The following is a 17,589-nucleotide window of genomic DNA, read 5'->3' as shown; positions in this document are numbered from 1 at the left end:
CGCCCCGATTCTTCTGCCGCTGCTCAGTCCGCAGGCGCCGCTCTGCCACCATCCTGGACCGGTGCACCCGTGCCCACAGGGTCCCCGGGGCCGCAGCGCACCCCGCCTGAAGCCAACCGCCGCACCACCTGGATGCTGCTGGCCATCTGGATCGGGGTGATGTTCGCCATCTACCTCGTCACCGAGGTCTATCGCAAGCCCAGCGAGGGCAAGGTCTCGGCCCATGGCGTGCTGGAGATTCCCCGCGACCGCGATGGCCATTTCCGTGTCGCGGGCTCGGTCAACGGGGTGCCGGTGCAGTTCATGGTGGATACGGGCGCCAGCCTGATCAGCATCACCGATGCCGTCGCCGAGCATGCCAATCTGGGCGAGGGCGTGCCGATCAGCTTTCAAACCGCCAATGGTGTGCGCCAGGGCATGATGAGCCGGGCAGAACGGATTGAGGTGGGGCCGCTGGCCGTCAATGGCTTGCGGGTGGGCACGGGCTACACCGGAGAGAGCGCACGCGATGCGCTGCTGGGCCAGAATTTTCTGCGCTATTTTGATGTCAGCATCTCGGGCAACAGCATGGTGCTCAAGGCCCGCGACGGCGAGTGAGGCCAGCGGTGGCTCAGCCCATCACCGGCCTGGAGTCAAACGCCGCCTGCAGGCCATTGTTGCCGTCGGGCAGGCGCACAGCCGCCGGTGATGCACTGGCCTCGTACAAACCGACGCAGTGCCGAGCGGCCAACTCCCGGGCCGCCTCCAGCGCGGCACCGGCTTGCGCTGGCTGCACCGCGACAAAAACAATATTGCGGCCAATGCTGTAGTCGGCCAGCAGACTCTTGTCGTCGGGGGGGAGTTCTTCGCGGTAGGGGCCACTGCGCGGCGGAAAGCGCTGCATCATGTCCAGGCACCAGGCCTTGAGCGACAACGTGGCAACCGCTGGGTCCTCGTAGTCATGGTGCTCTGGCCATTCGGTCTGCGCCTGGAACCAGAGCCCAAAGGCCGCGGGTTCCCGGGGTGCAGCGGCGGGCGCAAAAACCAGCAAGTGGTAGCTCATGGTGGGGCCTCCAGACGGAGATGCTCTGGACGCCATTTAACCAAAGTCGCCGTGCGCTGTATGTGAGATTTTGTCTTACGCGCAGACACTGGCGGGCAGGCTGCGGCGTCTGGCATGCCCAGCGCGTGGTGGGCATGCCGTGGGGCTGGGCTTACTTGGTGCCGAAGATGCGGTCGCCCGCGTCGCCCAGGCCCGGCAGGATGTAGCCGTGGTCGTTGAGCTGGCGGTCCACGGCAGCCGTGTAGATGTCCACATCGGGGTGGGCGGCCTGCATGGTCTTGATGCCTTCAGGCGCGGCCAGCAGGCACATGAACTTGATCGACTTGGGCTGGCACTTGTCCTTGAGTTGCTGCACGGCGGCGGCGGCCGAGTTGCCGGTGGCCAGCATCGGGTCCACGACGATCACATCGCGCTCGCCCATGTTGTCGGGCATCTTGAAGTAGTACTCGACCGGCTGCAGGGTTTCAGGGTCACGGTACAGGCCGATGTGGCCAATGCGGGCGCCGGGCACCACGTTGAGCATGCCGTCGAGAAAGCCATTGCCGGCGCGCAGGATGGAGACCAGCGCCAGTTTCTTGCCGTCGATGACCTTGCCGACCATCTTTTCCATCGGCGTCTCGATCTCGAGGTCCTGCAGCGGGAAGTCGCGCGTGATCTCGTAGGCCATCAGGGTGGACAGCTCGCCGAGCATGCGGCGGAAGCTGTTGGTGGATGCTTCCTTGCGGCGCATCAGCGTGAGTTTGTGCTGGACCAGCGGGTGGTCGATGAGGTGAACGGTGCTCATGGTAGTTGCCAATGTCATTTTTGGCCGCAATGGTAGCAGCGCAGGCCCGAAGGCGTGCGCGGCCTGCGAATATATTTACCGAATGGTGAGGCTTTTGCGTGGTGCATGGCCCCTCATGCAGCCCCCAGCAATTGCGCGTAGCGGCCCAGGTCCACATTGCCGCCGCTGATCAGCACGCCCACGCGGGCGCCCTGCAGATCGACACCGCCAAAGCGTGCGCCTGCCAGGCTCAGCGCGCCGGTGGGCTCGACCACCATCTTCATGCGCTCGGCATAAAAACGCATGCTGTCCACCAGCTGCGGGTCGCTGGCGGTGACGATGTCGGTCACATCGCGGCGGATGATGGCATAGGTCAGATCGCCCAATGCCTGGGTCTGTGCGCCATCGGCAATGGTGCGGGGTGTGGCGATCTTGACGATCTCGCCCTTGCGCAGCGATTGCTGGGCATCGTTGCCGGCCTCTGGCTCGACGCCGTAGACCTTGCACTGTGGCGCCATGGCCTTGGCCGACAGCAGGCAGCCCGACAGCAGGCCGCCACCCCCCAGGCAGACAAACAGGTAGTCGAGCTGGGGCACGTCCTGGAACAGCTCCATCGCGCTGGTGCCTTGGCCGGCGATCACATCGGCATGGTTGTAGGGGGGCACCAAGGTCATGCCGCGCTCCTGGGCAATGCGCTGGCTGATCGCTTCACGGTCCTCGGTAAAGCGGTCATAGGTGATGACCTCGGCACCGTAGCCACGGGTCGCATCCAGCTTGGCGGCCGGGGCGTCTTCGGGCATCACGATGGCTGCGGGCATGCCCAGAATGCGGGCAGACAGGGCGATGGCCTGCGCATGGTTGCCCGAGGAGAAAGCCAGTGCGCCGCGCTGCGCCTGCTCGGGCGAGAAGCGGGCCAGCGCGTTGTATCCGCCCCGGAACTTGAAGGCACCCATGCGCTGGTAGTTCTCGCATTTGAAGAAGAACTCTGCGCCCGTCAATTTGTCGAGGGTGGATGAGCGCATCACCGGCGTGCGGTGGGCAACGCCTTGCAGGCGCTGGGCAGCCGCTTGCACATCGTCAAACGTGGGGAGGGGGGTGGCGTGGACAGAGGCGTTCATGGTCGGTCAGGTGGCAGAGGCGTCGAAGGGATTCATGGTAGTGGCTTTTTGGCGATTCGGTGTCGCTCTGGCGGTCCGTTCTGGGGCAGCGCAGCGCATCGGCTTGCGCAATCCCCTTGGCATGCGGGCGGCCCCGCTTGTGCGCAACGACAGAGCCGCGCTGGCCACCGTGCGTTCGCCGCCGCTGTCTGCAAGCGTTTACGTATAATCGGCCGCTTGTATGAGCTTATGTTGCTAAAGGTTGGGGTATGTGGAATAAAAAATTTGCGCTGGCCGTGGGCGCTGCAGCGGTCTCGGTGTTGGCCGGCGGTGCCGCGCAAGCGCAGGGCCGTGATCTGGTGGTGGCCTCCAGCGCCACCTACGCACCCTTTGCATTCGAGAACAAGGACAAGCAGATCGTCGGTTTTGACATCGACATCGTCAATGCCATTGCCAAGCAGCAAGGCATGAAGCTGCGCATCGTCAACACGCCTTTCAGCAGCATCTTCGCATCGCTCAATAATGGCGATGTGGACTTTGTCATCTCCGGCGTGACCATCAATGACAAGCGCAAGCAGAGTTTTGACTTCTCGCAGCCGTACTTTGACGCCCGCCAGCTGATCGCGGTGCCCAAGGACAGCGCGGTGGCTTCGCTCAAGGACCTCAAGGACAAGAAGGTCTCGGTGGTCAGCGGCTCGACTGGCGACGATGTATTGAGCCGTGAAGTCGGCAAGACCAGCCCCAATATCCGCCGCTTTGAGAGCACGCCACTGATCATCTCCGAGCTGGCAGCCGGCGGCGTCGATGCCGCCATTGGCGACAACGGTGTTATCGCCTACCGCGTCTCGCAGTACCCCGCGCTGAAGACCGTGGATGACACCAGCTTCCCCAAGGAGCATTTCGGCATCGTCGTGCGCAAGGGCGACAAGGCCTTGCAGGAGAAGATCAACGCCGGCCTGGCCGCCATCCGCGCCGATGGCAGCTACAACGTGATCTACAAGAAGTGGTTCAACCAGGACTACAAGCCTCAGTAAGGCCGCCGCGATGTCCGCTGCAATGACGGCCCGTTGGCCGTCATTTTGTTTGAAAGAATTGATTGATGGACAACAACACCCCCGTAGAGTGGTTCGGCTGGTTCCGCCCCGACATCCTGGTGGAATACAAGCAGATGTTTTGGCAGGGCGCGATGGTCACCATCGGCATGACGGTGGCCTGCGTGATCATGGGTTGCGCGCTGGGCCTGATGCTCGCGCTCGCACGCCTGGCTGATACCCGCCATCAGCCCTGGAAGGGGGTGTGCAAATACCTGCTGCGCTGGCCCTCGACGGCCTATGTCAGCTTCTTCCGGGGCACGCCGCTGTTCGTGCAGATCCTGCTGATGCATTTTGCGGTGATGCCGTTGTTCGTGCACCCGGTCAACGGGCTGTTCATCAGCGGTGACCTGGCACGCACGCTCAAGCAGGACCATGGCGCGCTGATGTCCGGTGTCGTGGCGTTGACGCTCAACTCGGCGGCCTACATCTCCGAGGTGTTCCGCGCCGGTATCCAGTCGATCGCGATTGGCCAGAAGCAGGCGGGCATGTCGCTGGGCATGACGCATGGCCAGATGATGCGCTATGTGGTGATTCCGCAGGCTTTCCGCCGCATGCTGCCTCCGCTGGGCAACAACATGATCTCGCTGCTCAAGGATACTTCGCTGGTCTCTGCTATTGGCCTGGCCGAGATGGCCTATGCCGCGCGTACCGTGGCCGGTGCCTATGGCCGCTACTGGGAGCCTTACCTGGCCGTTGCGCTGGCCTACTGGCTGATGACCTTCATGCTGACCCTGGGCCTGCGGGCGCTGGAAAACCATATGGCGCGCACCGACCGCAGTTGATAGCGCAGCGCACACGCAAAAAAGCCGGCATTGCCGGCTTTTTCTTTGCGGTGCGCCTCAGGCTACTTTTTGCCGCCCATGATGCTGCCCAGCACGCCGCGCAGAATCTGGTTGCCCAGCTTGGTGCCAAAAGAGCGGGCGGTGGACTTGGCCATCGACTGCACAATGCCATCCTTCTTGCCGCCGCGCGGGCCGGTGGTGCCAAACAGGATGTCGTTGATGCTGCCCATCAGGCCGCCATCCTCGCCAGCGGCACTGCCTGCACCCGCCTTGCCGCCTGCTGCAGCGGTCGCCTGGCCAGCGCGAGCCTTCAGGATCTCGTAGGCCGACTCGCGGTCCACCGGCGTGTCATAGACGCCCGCGACCAGCGAGTTCTTCAGCAAGGCCTGGCGCTGCTCGGTGCTGATGGGGCCAATCTGGCTGCCCGGCGGCAGTACATAGACGCGCTCGGTCACGCTGGGGCGGCCTTTTTCGTCGAGAAAGCTCACGAGCGCCTCACCGACGGCCAGCTCGGTGATCGCGGTCTCGATGTTCAGGCCCGGGTTGGCGCGCATCGTGGTCGCCGTGGCCTTGACGGCCTTCTGGTCGCGCGGCGTGAAGGCACGCAGCGCATGCTGCACGCGGTTGCCGAGCTGGGCGAGCACGCTGTCGGGAATGTCCAGCGGGTTTTGCGTGACGAAGTACACGCCCACGCCTTTGGAGCGCACCAGGCGCACGACCAGCTCGATGCGCTCTTGCAGCACCTTGGGCGCGTCGTTGAACAGCAGGTGGGCCTCGTCAAAGAAGAACACCAGCTTGGGCTTGTCGGGGTCGCCAATTTCCGGGAGCTTCTCGTACAGATCGGACAGCATCCACAGCAGGAAGGTGGAGTACAGGCGCGGCGAATTCATCAGCTTGTCTGCTGCCAGGATGTTGACCACCCCCTGCGTGCCCACGGTCTGCATCATGTCGTCGATGTTGAGCATCGGCTCGCCAAAGAAGCTGTTGCCGCCTTGCTGCTCGATCTGCAGCAGGCCGCGCTGGATGGCGCCCACGCTGGCCGAGCTGATGTTGCCGTAGTCGGTGGTGAACTGCTTGGCGTTCTCACCCACGTAAGACAGCATCGCGCGCAGGTCCTTGAGGTCGAGCAGCAGCATGCCGTTGTCATCGGCGATCTTGAACACCAGGTTGAGCACGCCCATCTGCGTGTCATTGAGGTCCAGCATGCGGCCCAGCAGCAGCGGGCCCATGTCCGATATGGTGGCACGCACCGGGTGGCCTTGCTCGCCAAACACATCCCATAACGTGGTGGGGCAGGCCTTGGGCGTGGGCAGGCCAATACCACGGTCTTGCAAGGTGGCGGCCAGCTTGCCGCCAATCTGGCCCGCCTGGCTGATGCCGGTCAAGTCACCCTTGATATCGGCCATGAACACCGGCACGCCAATGCCCGAGAATCCCTCGGCCAATGTCTGAAGGGTTACAGTCTTGCCGGTGCCGGTCGCGCCGGTGATCAGCCCGTGTCGATTGGCCAGGCCAGGAAGCAAAAAACACTCCGTTGTGCCATTTTTGGCAACCAGTAGGGGTTCAGCCATCGTAGGTTTCCTCTCCAGCATCAAAGTCAAAAGTAAAATCGCAGTCTAGCTAGATAAAACAATAGCAAAGGAAATTCTGTGGCAGGACACAGCAAATGGGCCAATATTCAACACCGCAAGGGTCGTCAGGACGAAAAACGCGGCAAGGTTTGGACCCGTATCATTCGTGAAATTATGGTCGCTGCGCGGCAAGGCGGCGCAGATTTGAGCGCCAACCCGCGTTTGCGCCTGGCCATCGACAAGGCCAAGGCCGCCAACATGCCGGCCGACAACATCAAGCGCAACATCGACAAGGCCACCGGTAACCTCGAAGGCGTGACCTACGAGGAAATCCGCTATGAAGGCTATGGCATCGGTGGTGCGGCCATCATTGTCGACACGATGACGGACAACCGCGTGCGCACGGTAGCCGATGTGCGCCATGCTTTCAGCAAGCATGGCGGCAACATGGGCACCGAAGGCTCGGTGTCCTTCCAGTTCCGCAACCTGGGGCAGCTCGTGTTTGCACCGGGTGCCGATGAGGAAAAGATCATGGAAGTGGCGCTGGAAGCCGGCGCCGACGATGTGATCACCGACGAGGAGGGCGCCGTCGAAGTGCTGACGCCACCGTCAGAATTTGAGGCAGTGCGCAATGCGCTGGAGGCAGCGGGCTTCAAGCCCGAGGTGGCCGAGGTGACGATGCGCCCCGAAAATACCGTAGATCTGGATGAGGAAGGTGCGGCCAAGATGCAAAAGTTGCTGGACGCGCTGGAAGATCTGGATGATGTTCAAGATGTTTACCATAACGCGGCGCTATGAAGGTACTTGTGATTGGTGGCGGCGGCCGTGAACACGCAATGGCCTGGAAGTTGGCGCAATCGCCCAAGGTCTCCAAGGTCTATGTAGCCCCGGGCAACGCAGGCACCGCACGCGACAAGCGTCTGGAAAACCTGCCGATCACCGATGTGGTCCAGCTGCGCGAATGGGCACAGGACAACGGTGTGCAGCTGTCCGTCGTCGGCCCCGAGGCGCCTTTGGCCGCCGGCGTGGTGGACGAGTTCCGCGCGCACGGCATGAAGATCTTCGGCCCGACCAAGGCCGCAGCGCAGCTGGAGAGCTCCAAGGCTTTCTCAAAGGATTTCATGGCACGCCATGGCATTCCGACGGCGCAGTACGAGACCTTCAGCGATCCGGTGGCGGCCCATGCCTATATCGACAAGCTGGGTGCGCCCATCGTCGTCAAGGCCGACGGCCTGGCTGCCGGCAAGGGTGTGGTGGTGGCCACCACCGCCCAGGAAGCGCACGATGCCGTCGACTTCATGCTGGTGGACAACAAGTACGGCGTCGCCCATAACGACGGCGGCGCCCGCGTGGTCATCGAGGAGTTCCTCGACGGCGAGGAGGCCAGCTTCATCGTGCTGTGCGACGGCAAGAGCGTGGCGGCGATGGCGACCAGCCAGGACCACAAGCGCCTCAAGGACGGCGACCAGGGCCCCAACACCGGTGGCATGGGTGCCTACTCGCCCGCCCCGGTGGTGACGGCCGATGTGCATGCCCGCGCGATGCGCGAAATCATCCTGCCCACTATCCGTGGCATGGAAAAGGACGGCATTCCCTACACCGGCTTTTTGTACGCAGGTCTGATGATCGACAAGGCCGGTCACCCCAAGACCCTGGAGTTCAACTGCCGCATGGGTGACCCGGAAACCCAGCCGATCATGATGCGCCTCAAGAGCGATCTGGTCGATGTGCTGCAGGCTGCCACCGACGGCAAGCTCGACCAGATCGAGCTGCAGTGGGACCGCCGCACCGCGCTGGGCGTGGTGATGGCTGCCCATGGCTACCCGGATGCACCGCGCAAGGGCGATGTGATCACCGGCCTGCCCGAGGACGAAGAAGAAGTGATGGTTTTCCACGCCGGCACTACGGTGCAGGATGGCAAGCCCGTCACCAGCGGTGGCCGCGTGTTGTGCGTGACCGCCTTGGCCGACAACGTCAAGCAGGCGCAGCAGCGCGTGTATGCCGCTGCCGCCCAGGTGCATTTCGATGGCGCGCAATACCGCCACGACATCGGCTACCGCGCGGTCAAGTGACGGTCTTCAAGCCCACAGGGAGCCAGGCACATGCTGTCTTCTTCCGTTGACCAACTGAACGCCGGGGCCCAGGCCCTGGCGGTGGCCGCCTATCTGCAGTCGCTGCAGGCCTCCATCACCGATGCGGTTGAAGCGCTGGAGCAGGAGGCAGGCAGCAATGTCCGTTTTCTGGCCGATGCCTGGCAAAAGGCGCCCGGTGAGAAGCTGCAAGGCCAGGGGCTGACCAAGATCCTGGAAGGCGGTACGGTGTTCGAGCGTGCAGGCGTGGGCTTTTCGCAGGTGCGGGGCCCGCAGCTGCCGCCCTCGGCCACCCAGCACCGGCCCGAGCTGACGGGTGCGCCTTTCACGGCCATGGGCGTGTCGCTGGTCTTCCATCCACGCAACCCCTATGTGCCAACCGTGCACATGAACGTGCGCATGATTGCCGCAGGCCACCCCGGCCAGCCCGCCACCTGCTGGTTTGGCGGCGGCATGGACCTGACGCCGTTCTACCCCTTTGCCGAAGACGCGCAGCATTTTCACCAGGTCTGCCACGATGCGGTGGCGCCTTTCGGTGACGATCTGTACCCGCGCTTCAAGCAGTGGTGTGACCGCTATTTCTTCCTCAAGCACCGCAACGAAGCGCGTGGCATCGGCGGCATCTTTTTTGATGACTTCTCCGAGCTGGGCTTTGAAGGCGGCTTTGCGATGCTGCAGTCGGTGGGCGATGCCTTTTTGAAGGCCTATCTGCCGATCGTGCAACGCCGCAAGGACCAGGCCCATGGCGAGCGCGAGCGGGACTTTCAGCTCTACCGGCGCGGTCGCTATGTGGAGTTCAACCTGGTCTGGGACCGGGGTACCCACTTTGGCCTGCAGTCGGGCGGGCGCACCGAATCGATCTTGCTGTCGATGCCGCCCATGGCCAGCTGGAGCTACCAGCGCCAGGACCCTGAGGGCTCGCCCGAAGCGCGTTTGCTGGCGGAGTTTTTGCAGCCGCGTGATTGGCTGTGAACAAGCCGGCCAGGGCTGCCGGTTCCGTGCCAGAGGGGTAGGCCCGAACGCCTTTCGCTGGCCCGGCGCCCATGCCGCAAGGCCATACCAGAGCGCCATTTGGCGCAGCTTGCGTATAATTCGCTTTCCGCTGGCCATGCGCATGCCCCATTGCAGGCTGCGCGGCAGCTTCTCTTGAAGGCTTTGCCCTTTTGTCACTGCGTGTTGACGCGATCAACAATAACTGCAACACGCGCTATAGTAGAAACACTTTCATCCATCACCTACTGATGACCACCGCCAAAAAATCCGAATCCACTGCCAAGAAATCTGTGCAATTGCTGCAGCGTGCCATCGTTGATGGGCTGGAAGATGTGAAAGCACAAGATATCCAGGTTTTCAATACCGAGCACCTGTCGCCACTGTTCGAGCGCGTGATCGTGGCCGCAGGTACCTCGAACCGCCAGACCAAGGCCTTGGCGGCCAGCGTCAAGGACGCCGTCAAGGAAGCGGGCTTTCCCAAGCCACGCACCGAAGGCGAAGACAACGGCGAGTGGATCATTGTGGACTGCGGCCCTGTCGTCGCCCACATCATGCAGCCGATGATTCGCCAGTACTACCGCCTCGAAGAGATGTGGGGCGATACGCCGGTGCGCGTGAAGCTGGGCGCTGCCAAGCCCAAGGCCGCCAAGCCTGCCAAGGCCCAGGCCGAAGCCGCTGCGGACACCGAAGCCAGCAAGAAAAAGCCCGCTGCACGCAAGACTGCCTCCGCTGACAGCGCGGCTGCTGCACCGGTAAAGAAGGTTGCCGCGAAGAAGCCCGCGGTCAAGAAGATCTCTGGCACCGTCGCCAAGAAGCCTGCAGTCAAGAAGACCAGTGCTGCTGCCACCGTCAAGACCGTCGTGGTCAACAAACCCAAGGCCAGCAAGCCCGCAGCCAAGTCGGCCGCCGCCAAGCCTGCAGCCAAGAAGCCCGCAGCCAAGCGCGCAACCAGCAAGGCCAAGTAAACCCCCTCAACCTGCGGGTTGCAAAGAGCTGTACTGCCCCGCAGGACAGCTCTTTTTCATTGGAGAGTTCGCATGAAGATTTTCATCGTTGCGGTGGGCCAGCATGTACCCGATTGGGCGCAGACCGCCTATGACGACTATGCCAAGCGTTTCCCACCCGAGCTGAAGGTGGAGCTCAAGGCCGTCAAGACGGAGCCGCGTGGCTCCAAGACTGTCGAGACGCTGTATGCCGCCGAGCGCAAGCGCATCGAAGCGGCCATCCCACGTGGCACGCGCATCGTGGTGCTCGACGAGCGCGGCACGAACCTGACCACGAAGGCGCTGGCCCAGCGGGTCAAGGGCTGGCAGCTCGAAGGCGACGATGTCGCGCTGATCATTGGTGGCCCCGATGGTCTGGACCCCGAGTTCAAGGCCGCGGCGCATGAGCGCATTCGCCTCTCGGACATGACCTTGCCCCATGCGATGGTGCGGGTGCTGCTGATCGAGCAGCTCTACCGTGCCTGGTCGGTCAACGCAGGCCACCCCTACCACCGCGAGTAAGCCGGTGGCACCAGCCGCAAGGCGGGGTGAGGGCCGCGCAATATCCCCGCTTGCCAGCGGCCTGCTGGATGCGTTATGCTGCAAAAATAATAGCTGCTTGCGCTGAATTGATGGGCGCAGGCGCTTTTTTCAAACCAAGGCCTCGCTCCCCTCCCATGCATTCCTTTGTCTACCTGGCCTCGCAGTCACCCCGCCGCAGTCAACTGCTCGAACAGATCGGTATCGCCCACCGCCTGCTGGTGGCGCAGGACCACGACCCCGAACCCCAGGACCCTGAGGCGCTGGAGCAGGTGCTGCCGCGCGAATCGGCCACCGACTATGTTCAGCGCGTGACCGGCTTGAAGCTCGATGCTGCCATCGCCCGCCTGCAGCGGCGCGGGCTGGAGCAGGCGCCGATTCTCTGCTCTGACACCACGGTGTCGCTGGGCCGGCATATTCTGGGCAAGCCCGAGTCGCAAGAACAGGCCCTCGAGATGCTGCAGGCACTCAGCGGCAAGACGCACCGCGTCTTGACGGCGGTGGCGCTGCAAAGCGGGCGCAAGCGCCTGACCAGCCTGTCGGTCTCCAGCGTGGAGTTTGCGGTGATGGACAGCGCGCAGATCGATGCCTATGTCGCCAGTGGCGAGCCCATGGGCAAGGCGGGCGCCTATGGGGTGCAGGGGCGGGCGGCAGCGTATATTGCCAGGATCAGCGGCAGCTATTCAGGCATCATGGGGCTGCCGGTGTTCGAGACGGCCAATGTGCTGCGGGCTGCAGGGTTTGCCATCTGAGAATGACTTCTATGCAAAATGATATTTTGATCAACTGGGCCCCGCAGGAGACGCGGGTGGCGGTCATCGAGGGCGGCGCCGTGCAGGAGCTGCACCATGAGCGCACCCTGGAGCGCGGCCTGGTCGGCAATGTCTACCTCGGCAAGATATCGCGTGTGCTGCCCGGTATGCAGTCTGCGTTCATCGACATTGGCCTGGAACGCGCCGCATTCCTGCATGTGGCCGATGTCTGGCAGCGCCAGGAAGGCGGCCTGGCGCCGATGTTCGCGCGCAAGGGCGAACCCCAGGTGCCGATTGAAAAGCAGATTTTCGAGGGCCAGTCGATCATGGTGCAGGTCATCAAGGACCCCATCGGCACCAAGGGCGCGCGGCTGTCCACGCAGATCAGCATTGCCGGGCGCCTGCTGGTGTACCTGCCGCAGGACGACCATATCGGCGTGTCGCAAAAGATTCCGCAGAACGAGCGCGATGCCTTGCGCGCACGCCTGCAGGCGCTGGTGGGCACCGCGCAAACGGGTGGCGGCGGTGGCTTTATCCTGCGCACCAATGGCGAGGACTCCAGCGACGACGAGTTGGCCGAAGACATCAGCTACCTGCGCAAGGTCTGGAAGCGCATCAAGGAAAGCGCCGCCAAGCAGGCCGCCAAGACCTTGCTGCACCAGGACCTGAGCCTGATGCAGCGCGTGCTGCGCGATATGGTGACGGAGAACACCCAGTCGATCCGCATCGATTCGCGCGAGCAGTTCGTGCTGCTGCAGCAGTTTGGCCAGGAGTTCATGCCCGCCGCGCTGCCCAAGCTGCAGCTGTACAAGGGCGAGCGCCCGATTTTCGATCTGTACTCGGTCGATGAGGAAATAGCGCGTGCGCTGGGCCGGCGTGTCGATCTCAAGTCGGGCGGCTACCTGATCGTCGACCAGACCGAGGCCTTGACCACCGTCGATGTGAACACCGGCGGCTATGTCGGTGCGCGCAATTTTGACGACACCATCTTCAAGACCAACCTGGAAGCGGCCCATGCGATTGCCCGCCAGCTGCGGCTGCGCAACCTGGGCGGCATCATCATCGTGGACTTTATCGACATGGTGCATGAGGACCACCAGGCGCAGGTGCTGCATGAGCTGCGCAAGCAACTGCAGCGCGACCGCGTCAAGACCATGTGCGGCGAGTTCTCCCAGCTGGGCCTGGTGGAGATGACGCGCAAGCGCACGCGTGAATCCCTGGCCCATATGCTCTGCACCTCCTGTCCGGTCTGCCATGGGGTGGGCGAGGTCAAGACCGTGCGGACGGTCTGCTACGACATCCTGCGCGAGATTCTGCGCGAGGCGCGCCAGTTCAACCCCAAGGAGTTCCGCGTGCTTGCCGCCCCGCCGGTGATCGAGATGCTGCTGGACGAGGAAAGCCAGCACCTGGCCGGGCTGTCCGATTTCATTGGCAAGCCGATCTCGCTGCAGGCGGAGGGGCGGGACGGCTCGGACCAGTACGATATCGTGCTGCTGTAGCACTGGGCCACTGACAGCTGACAGCAGACAGCCAACAAAAAGCCCGGCGAGATGGGTTCTCGCCGGGCTTTTTGCCAGGGAAGGGGGCGCTTTACAGCTTGCGCAGACGTTCCAGCGCCGCGAGCAAGGTCTCGTCCTTTTTGGCATAGCAAAAGCGCACCACCTGCTGGTCAAAGCCGTTGCCATAAAACGCAGACAGCGGAATGGCTGCTACGCCCAGGTCCTTGACCAGCTGCTGGCAGAACTCTGCTTCGCTGGCATCGGTCACGGCGGAGATGTCCACGCACTGGAAATAGGTGCCGGAGCTGGGCAGCAGCTTCAGGCGCGAGCCTTCGAGGCCGGCGCGGAACAGATCGCGCTTCTTCTGGTAGAAAGCGGGCAGGTTCAGGTAGGGCGCCGGGTCCTTCAGGTACTCGGCCAGGCCGACCTGCATCGGGGTGTTGACGGTGAAGACATTGAACTGGTGCACCTTGCGGAATTCCGCCGTCAGCGGCGCTGGTGCAGCAACGGTGGCGACCTTCCAGCCGGTGACATGGAAGGTCTTGCCAAAGCTGCTCACCACATAGGCGCGCGCGGCCAGGCCGGGGTAGCGCGATGCGCTCTCATGGCGTTCGCCGTCGAACACCATGTGCTCATAGACCTCATCGGCCAGCAGCAGGATGTTGGTGGGCGCCAGCAGGTCCTGCAGCTGCTGCATCTCCTGCGCGGTCCAGGTGGTGCCGCTGGGGTTGTGCGGCGTGTTGATCAGCAGCAGCCGCGTCTTGGAGGTGATCGCTGCGGCGATCTTGCCAAAGTCAGGGCGGAAGGTCTTGGGCGTCAGCGGTACGCGCACCGGCACGCCGCCGGCCAGCTCGATATTGGGCACATAGCTGTCGTAGCAGGGGTCCAGCACGATGACTTCATCGCCGGGGCTCACGCAGCTGAGGATGACGGTGAGGATCGCCTGCGTGGCACCGGCGGTGACGGTGATCTCGCTGTTGGCGTCGTAGCGCTTTCCGTAGAGCGCTTCGATCTTCTGGGCCACCACCTCGCGCAAGGCCGGTACACCGGTCATCGGCGGGTACTGGTTGTGGCCGGCCTGCATGGCGCGGCTGACGCTGTCGATCAAGGCCGGGTCGCAGCCAAAGTCCGGAAAGCCCTGGCCCAGATTGACGGCCTTGTGCTCGGCCGCGAGCGCCGACATGACGGTGAAGATGGTGGTGCCCACATGGGGCAGACGGCTGGGGAACGACGGGGTGAGGGCGGAGGCGGACATGGTGATCAGGGCTGGAAAACAACCGCAGCCGGCGAGCCGGACTGCGATCTATCGATCAGTAAGCGGTTTGGGTTGGGAGACGGGTACGGGTCAGAGCTCATAGTCAGCCACATGGCCGACCATGGCACGGGCGATCAGATCACGGCTGAGCCGGTCGCTGAGCAGCTCGGCAAATTTGTAGACAAAATTACGCATGTATGCGCCACGCTTGAAGGCCACGCGCGCCACGCTTTCGCCAAACAGATGGCCGACGGGCCGCACGGCCAGGTCCTTGAGCGGATCATCGCGCATGGCCATCTCGGCCACGATGCCGATGCCCAGGCCCAGCCGCACATAGGTCTTGATCACGTCCGAGTCAATCGCTTCCAGGACAATCTTGGGGGTGAGTTGGCGGGCAGCCATCGCCGCGTCGATCTTGCCCCTGCCGGTAAACGATGGGTGGTAGGTGATCAACGGCTCGGCGGCAATGTCTTCGAGATTGATGCGCTCCTTCTGGGCCAGAGGGTGTTGGTGCGGCATGACCAGCACGTGCTGCCATTCATAGCAGGGCAGGGTCACCAGTTCGGGGTAGTCGGCCAGCGACTCGGTGGCCATGCCCAGATCGGCCTGCTCGTCGATCACCATGCGTGCCACTTCGGCCGGTGTGGCCTGGTGCAGGCTGACTGTCACCTTGGGATAGTGCTCGCGCAGCCGCGCCACCGGCGTGGGCAGCACATAACGCGCCTGGGTGTGGGTGGTCGCGATGGAGAGGGTGCCGCTGTCCTGCGCGCTGTACTGGTCGCCGATGCGTTTGAGGTTCCCGACCTCGCGCATGATGATCTCGATGCTGCGCAGCACCTGCTGCCCAGGCTCGGTGATGCGCTTGAGCCGCTTGCCATGGCGCGCGAAGATGTCGATGCCCAGCTCCTCCTCCAGCTCGATGATGGCCTTGGAGACGCCGGGTTGCGAGGTGTGCAGTGCCTTCGCCGCCTCGGTCAGATTGAGGTTGCGGCGTGCGGCCTCTTGCACAAAGCGGAACTGATGCAGGTTCATACAATGATGCGGAATATGAATTTGCATCATTATGCTTGATTGGAATATAAAAATCAGCCTCTCTGCAGAAACCCAGCCTCTGGGGCGGATTTTTCAGACATGCACCCGCTGGAGCCTGCCGCAACCGGGTACCGGCGGCATAGGGGCCGCCGGAGATTTAGCGCGGCTACGCGCCTTCCAGGTAGCCGCCCGCCATGGCCGCCAGCAGCCCGATGACGCGCGCATCCTCGCCCATCGCCGGGGCAATGCGCAGCTGCACCTCGGGATGGAGGGGCGCGAGTTCCTCGACCAGCGCGGGAATGTCTTCGCTCGCATGTTTGCCGACGCCAAACAGCAGCGGCCAAATGGTGATTTGCGTCAATTGGGGATGCGACTGCAGCAGCTGGGCAACGGCGTGGCCTAGCGGTGGGTCGCACCAGTCAAGATAGGCGCAAGCCACGGCAGCGGCGGGTTGCGCTTGCTGCACCTGGGCGAGCAGGTGTTCCGCATTGCGGCGCCAGACCGGGTCCTTGGAGCCGTGGGACAACAGAATCAATCCGATGGAAGAGGGGGTGGAAGACATGTGCGTAGGACGTTAGCGGCTGAAACATAAGCCGCCGTGGGTAAAGCTAGGAACCTTTGCGCATTATCGCTTTCCCATACCCGGGCCCGATGGGCCACCGAAACGGATACGAATGTAGCAAAATGTACAGCTTGCGCAGCCAGGGTCTGAAACCTGGCAATCCCGCGCAGCGCTTTACACTGCCTACATATTTAGCTGTAAAAATAGTAGTTTGCTCTACCTTGAAGCCAAAACCGATGATGCCGGATGTTTCCAATTTTTCGCGCCAGTCCCTGGCAACGTTTCAATCCTTGGCAACCGTCGGAAAGCACTCCTCCCCCCGCGCGCTGGGTCGTCTGGTCCGCACAGGTGCTGTGGTCGGCGCCATCGGTCTGCTGGCTGCGTGTTCGGACAAGCCCGCACCCGCAGCCGCCGCGCCGCAGGCACCGGAGGTCGGCATCATCACGGTCCAGGCAGCATCGCAGCAGCTGACGGCGGAGCTGCCCGGTCGCACCAACGCCTTCATGATTGCCGAGATTCGCCCCCAGGCCAACGGCATTGTGGAAAAGCGCCTGTTCACCGAAGGCGCCGCCGTCAAGGCCGGCCAGGCGCTGTACCAGCTCGATGACCGGCCTGCGCGGGCCTCCGTCAACAGTGCCGAGGCGGCGCTGGCCAAGGCCAAGGCCACCGCGCAGACGGCGCGCAGCAATGCAGCGCGCAACAGCGAGCTGGTCAAGATCGATGCCATCAGCCGCCAGGTCTTCGATGACAGCCAGGCGCTGGTGGCGCAGACCGCTTCCGACGTGGCCGTAGCGCAGGCAGCGCTGGACAATGCCCGGATCAATCTGCAGTACACCCGCATCAGTTCGCCGATCAGCGGCAGGGTCAGCACCTCGGCGGTCACGCCCGGTGCGCTGGTCACTGCCAACCAGGCGACGGCGCTCACCACCGTGGTGCAACTCGATCCCATGTATGTGGACTTCACCCAATCGAGTACCGAGATGCTGCAGCTGCAGCGCGACCTGAAGGCGGGCCGCTTTCAGCGCCTTGAAGGCGACCAGATTCCGGTGCGCATCCGGCTCGATGACGGCACCGAGTACAGCCACGAGGCCAAGCTCAAGTTCTCCGGGGTGATTGTCAGCCCCACGACAGGCACCGTCACCTTGCGTGCTCAGGTCCCGAATCCCGATGGCGTATTGATGCCCAATATGTATGTGCAGGCGCTGTTGCCTACCGCAGTGGCGCCAGATGCACTGCTGGTGCCCCAGCAGTCGGTGGTGCGCGACCTCACCGGCAAGCCGACTGTGCTGGTGGTCACGGCCGACGACAAGGTGCAAAAGCGCGCGCTGCAGCTCGACCGTGCTGTGGGCAGCCAGTGGCTGGTGGGCAGTGGCCTCAAGTCGGGGGAGCGCGTGGTGGTTGATGGCTTCCAGCGTGTCAAGGAGGGTGACAAGGTGCGCGTCACCGAGGTGGATCTGAAGGCGCAGGCCGAGCGCGTCCGCAGCCCTGGGCGCGTGCCCGGCCAGGCCGCAGCGCCGGCAGCAGCCCAGTAACA

Annotated in this window: 18 protein-coding genes; 11 read left to right on the top strand and 7 right to left on the bottom strand. The window is 63.4% G+C overall.

Features of this window, described 5'->3' with window-relative positions; all coding sequences use genetic code 11:
• Nucleotides 1-69 precede the first annotated feature (69 nt).
• A complete protein-coding gene (locus ACHWUQ_RS21185) occupies nucleotides 70-597 on the top strand; it encodes a TIGR02281 family clan AA aspartic protease (RefSeq protein ID WP_394682370.1) in 528 nt (175 codons plus the stop codon).
• Between the two features lie 13 nt (nucleotides 598-610).
• On the opposite strand, the gene ACHWUQ_RS21180 is transcribed toward ACHWUQ_RS21185, so the two are convergent.
• From ACHWUQ_RS21180 to ACHWUQ_RS21170, 3 genes are all read right to left on the bottom strand, one after another.
• Nucleotides 611-1,042, bottom strand: a complete 432-nt coding sequence (locus ACHWUQ_RS21180; protein ID WP_312462842.1) for a hypothetical protein — start codon at nucleotides 1,040-1,042, stop codon at nucleotides 611-613.
• A 151-nt stretch (nucleotides 1,043-1,193) separates the two neighbouring features.
• Nucleotides 1,194-1,826: a uracil phosphoribosyltransferase gene (gene upp / locus ACHWUQ_RS21175; protein WP_021028434.1), complete on the bottom strand. Its 633-nt coding sequence runs from the start codon at nucleotides 1,824-1,826 to the stop codon at nucleotides 1,194-1,196.
• A 113-nt stretch (nucleotides 1,827-1,939) separates the two neighbouring features.
• Entirely contained in the window at nucleotides 1,940-2,923 is a 984-nt protein-coding gene (locus tag ACHWUQ_RS21170) for a threo-3-hydroxy-L-aspartate ammonia-lyase (RefSeq protein ID WP_312409160.1), read from the bottom strand.
• A 248-nt stretch (nucleotides 2,924-3,171) separates the two neighbouring features.
• Here ACHWUQ_RS21170 and ACHWUQ_RS21165 point away from each other — a divergent pair, with 248 nt between their 5' ends.
• Together ACHWUQ_RS21165 and ACHWUQ_RS21160 are read left to right on the top strand one after the other, a co-directional pair.
• The gene (locus ACHWUQ_RS21165) at nucleotides 3,172-3,936 is read left to right on the top strand and encodes a basic amino acid ABC transporter substrate-binding protein (RefSeq protein ID WP_394682369.1); all 765 of its coding nucleotides are present in this window, start codon (nucleotides 3,172-3,174) and stop codon (nucleotides 3,934-3,936) included.
• Nucleotides 3,937-4,001: 65 nt separating this feature from the next.
• A complete protein-coding gene (locus ACHWUQ_RS21160; protein WP_394682368.1) occupies nucleotides 4,002-4,778 on the top strand; it encodes an amino acid ABC transporter permease in 777 nt (258 codons plus the stop codon).
• A 62-nt stretch (nucleotides 4,779-4,840) separates the two neighbouring features.
• On the opposite strand, the gene ACHWUQ_RS21155 is transcribed toward ACHWUQ_RS21160, so the two are convergent.
• The gene (locus ACHWUQ_RS21155; protein WP_312462829.1) at nucleotides 4,841-6,349 is read right to left on the bottom strand and encodes a DUF853 domain-containing protein; all 1,509 of its coding nucleotides are present in this window, start codon (nucleotides 6,347-6,349) and stop codon (nucleotides 4,841-4,843) included.
• A gap of 78 nt (nucleotides 6,350-6,427) precedes the next feature.
• Here ACHWUQ_RS21155 and ACHWUQ_RS21150 point away from each other — a divergent pair, with 78 nt between their 5' ends.
• The 7 genes from ACHWUQ_RS21150 (at nucleotide 6,428) to rng (ending at nucleotide 13,206) form a co-directional block, all read left to right on the top strand.
• On the top strand, nucleotides 6,428-7,147 hold the full coding sequence (locus ACHWUQ_RS21150) for a YebC/PmpR family DNA-binding transcriptional regulator (protein WP_133858840.1): 720 nt from the start codon (nucleotides 6,428-6,430) through the stop codon (nucleotides 7,145-7,147).
• Complete coding sequence (gene purD, locus ACHWUQ_RS21145) at nucleotides 7,144-8,421, top strand: phosphoribosylamine--glycine ligase (RefSeq protein WP_394682367.1); 1,278 nt, start codon at nucleotides 7,144-7,146, stop codon at nucleotides 8,419-8,421. Before ACHWUQ_RS21150 ends, purD begins: the two co-directional genes overlap by 4 nt.
• Before the next feature lie 30 nt (nucleotides 8,422-8,451).
• Nucleotides 8,452-9,411 carry an oxygen-dependent coproporphyrinogen oxidase gene (gene hemF, locus ACHWUQ_RS21140; protein ID WP_239812056.1) on the top strand — a complete coding sequence of 320 codons (960 nt, stop codon included), beginning with the start codon at nucleotides 8,452-8,454 and terminating at the stop codon, nucleotides 9,409-9,411.
• A gap of 269 nt (nucleotides 9,412-9,680) precedes the next feature.
• Nucleotides 9,681-10,397, top strand: coding sequence for a ribosome silencing factor (gene rsfS, locus ACHWUQ_RS21135; protein WP_312462819.1), 717 nt, complete (start codon nucleotides 9,681-9,683; stop codon nucleotides 10,395-10,397).
• Between the two features lie 72 nt (nucleotides 10,398-10,469).
• Nucleotides 10,470-10,937: a 23S rRNA (pseudouridine(1915)-N(3))-methyltransferase RlmH gene (gene rlmH / locus ACHWUQ_RS21130; protein WP_116925617.1), complete on the top strand. Its 468-nt coding sequence runs from the start codon at nucleotides 10,470-10,472 to the stop codon at nucleotides 10,935-10,937.
• 155 nt (nucleotides 10,938-11,092) lie between these two features.
• On the top strand, nucleotides 11,093-11,707 hold the full coding sequence (locus ACHWUQ_RS21125; protein WP_394682366.1) for a Maf family protein: 615 nt from the start codon (nucleotides 11,093-11,095) through the stop codon (nucleotides 11,705-11,707).
• An 11-nt stretch (nucleotides 11,708-11,718) separates the two neighbouring features.
• On the top strand, nucleotides 11,719-13,206 hold the full coding sequence (gene rng, locus ACHWUQ_RS21120; RefSeq protein WP_312409155.1) for a ribonuclease G: 1,488 nt from the start codon (nucleotides 11,719-11,721) through the stop codon (nucleotides 13,204-13,206).
• A gap of 91 nt (nucleotides 13,207-13,297) precedes the next feature.
• Here rng and ACHWUQ_RS21115 read toward each other — a convergent pair whose 3' ends face one another.
• The 3 genes from ACHWUQ_RS21115 to ACHWUQ_RS21105 form a co-directional block, all read right to left on the bottom strand.
• Nucleotides 13,298-14,461 carry a pyridoxal phosphate-dependent aminotransferase gene (locus tag ACHWUQ_RS21115; protein WP_312462814.1) on the bottom strand — a complete coding sequence of 388 codons (1,164 nt, stop codon included), beginning with the start codon at nucleotides 14,459-14,461 and terminating at the stop codon, nucleotides 13,298-13,300.
• A gap of 90 nt (nucleotides 14,462-14,551) precedes the next feature.
• Nucleotides 14,552-15,493, bottom strand: coding sequence for a CysB family HTH-type transcriptional regulator (locus ACHWUQ_RS21110; protein ID WP_239812050.1), 942 nt, complete (start codon nucleotides 15,491-15,493; stop codon nucleotides 14,552-14,554).
• Between the two features lie 166 nt (nucleotides 15,494-15,659).
• Complete coding sequence (locus ACHWUQ_RS21105; RefSeq protein ID WP_312836369.1) at nucleotides 15,660-16,055, bottom strand: CbiX/SirB N-terminal domain-containing protein; 396 nt, start codon at nucleotides 16,053-16,055, stop codon at nucleotides 15,660-15,662.
• A gap of 290 nt (nucleotides 16,056-16,345) precedes the next feature.
• On the opposite strand from ACHWUQ_RS21105, the gene ACHWUQ_RS21100 reads away from it, so the two are divergent.
• Entirely contained in the window at nucleotides 16,346-17,587 is a 1,242-nt protein-coding gene (locus ACHWUQ_RS21100) for an efflux RND transporter periplasmic adaptor subunit (protein WP_394682365.1), read from the top strand.
• Nucleotides 17,588-17,589: the final 2 nt, after the last annotated feature.

The sequence above is a fragment of the uncultured Comamonas sp. genome, from assembly GCF_964277875.1.
GTDB lineage: Bacteria > Pseudomonadota > Gammaproteobacteria > Burkholderiales > Burkholderiaceae_C > Comamonas > Comamonas sediminis.
This window is presented reverse-complemented; position numbering and strand designations above follow the sequence as displayed.

What these genes read in the sequence shown, in the direction of transcription:
- ACHWUQ_RS21180 (WP_312462842.1), bottom strand. Translation starts at nt 1,042, where the DNA reads ATGAGCTACCACTTGCTGGTTTTTGCGCCCGCCGCTGCACCCCGGGAA.
- upp (WP_021028434.1), bottom strand. Translation starts at nt 1,826, where the DNA reads ATGAGCACCGTTCACCTCATCGACCACCCGCTGGTCCAGCACAAACTC.
- ACHWUQ_RS21170 (WP_312409160.1), bottom strand. Translation starts at nt 2,923, where the DNA reads ATGAACGCCTCTGTCCACGCCACCCCCCTCCCCACGTTTGACGATGTG.
- ACHWUQ_RS21165 (WP_394682369.1), top strand. Translation starts at nt 3,172, where the DNA reads ATGTGGAATAAAAAATTTGCGCTGGCCGTGGGCGCTGCAGCGGTCTCG.
- ACHWUQ_RS21160 (WP_394682368.1), top strand. Translation starts at nt 4,002, where the DNA reads ATGGACAACAACACCCCCGTAGAGTGGTTCGGCTGGTTCCGCCCCGAC.
- ACHWUQ_RS21155 (WP_312462829.1), bottom strand. Translation starts at nt 6,349, where the DNA reads ATGGCTGAACCCCTACTGGTTGCCAAAAATGGCACAACGGAGTGTTTT.
- purD (WP_394682367.1), top strand. Translation starts at nt 7,144, where the DNA reads ATGAAGGTACTTGTGATTGGTGGCGGCGGCCGTGAACACGCAATGGCC.
- hemF (WP_239812056.1), top strand. Translation starts at nt 8,452, where the DNA reads ATGCTGTCTTCTTCCGTTGACCAACTGAACGCCGGGGCCCAGGCCCTG.
- rsfS (WP_312462819.1), top strand. Translation starts at nt 9,681, where the DNA reads ATGACCACCGCCAAAAAATCCGAATCCACTGCCAAGAAATCTGTGCAA.
- rlmH (WP_116925617.1), top strand. Translation starts at nt 10,470, where the DNA reads ATGAAGATTTTCATCGTTGCGGTGGGCCAGCATGTACCCGATTGGGCG.
- ACHWUQ_RS21125 (WP_394682366.1), top strand. Translation starts at nt 11,093, where the DNA reads ATGCATTCCTTTGTCTACCTGGCCTCGCAGTCACCCCGCCGCAGTCAA.
- rng (WP_312409155.1), top strand. Translation starts at nt 11,719, where the DNA reads ATGCAAAATGATATTTTGATCAACTGGGCCCCGCAGGAGACGCGGGTG.
- ACHWUQ_RS21115 (WP_312462814.1), bottom strand. Translation starts at nt 14,461, where the DNA reads ATGTCCGCCTCCGCCCTCACCCCGTCGTTCCCCAGCCGTCTGCCCCAT.
- ACHWUQ_RS21110 (WP_239812050.1), bottom strand. Translation starts at nt 15,493, where the DNA reads ATGAACCTGCATCAGTTCCGCTTTGTGCAAGAGGCCGCACGCCGCAAC.
- ACHWUQ_RS21105 (WP_312836369.1), bottom strand. Translation starts at nt 16,055, where the DNA reads ATGTCTTCCACCCCCTCTTCCATCGGATTGATTCTGTTGTCCCACGGC.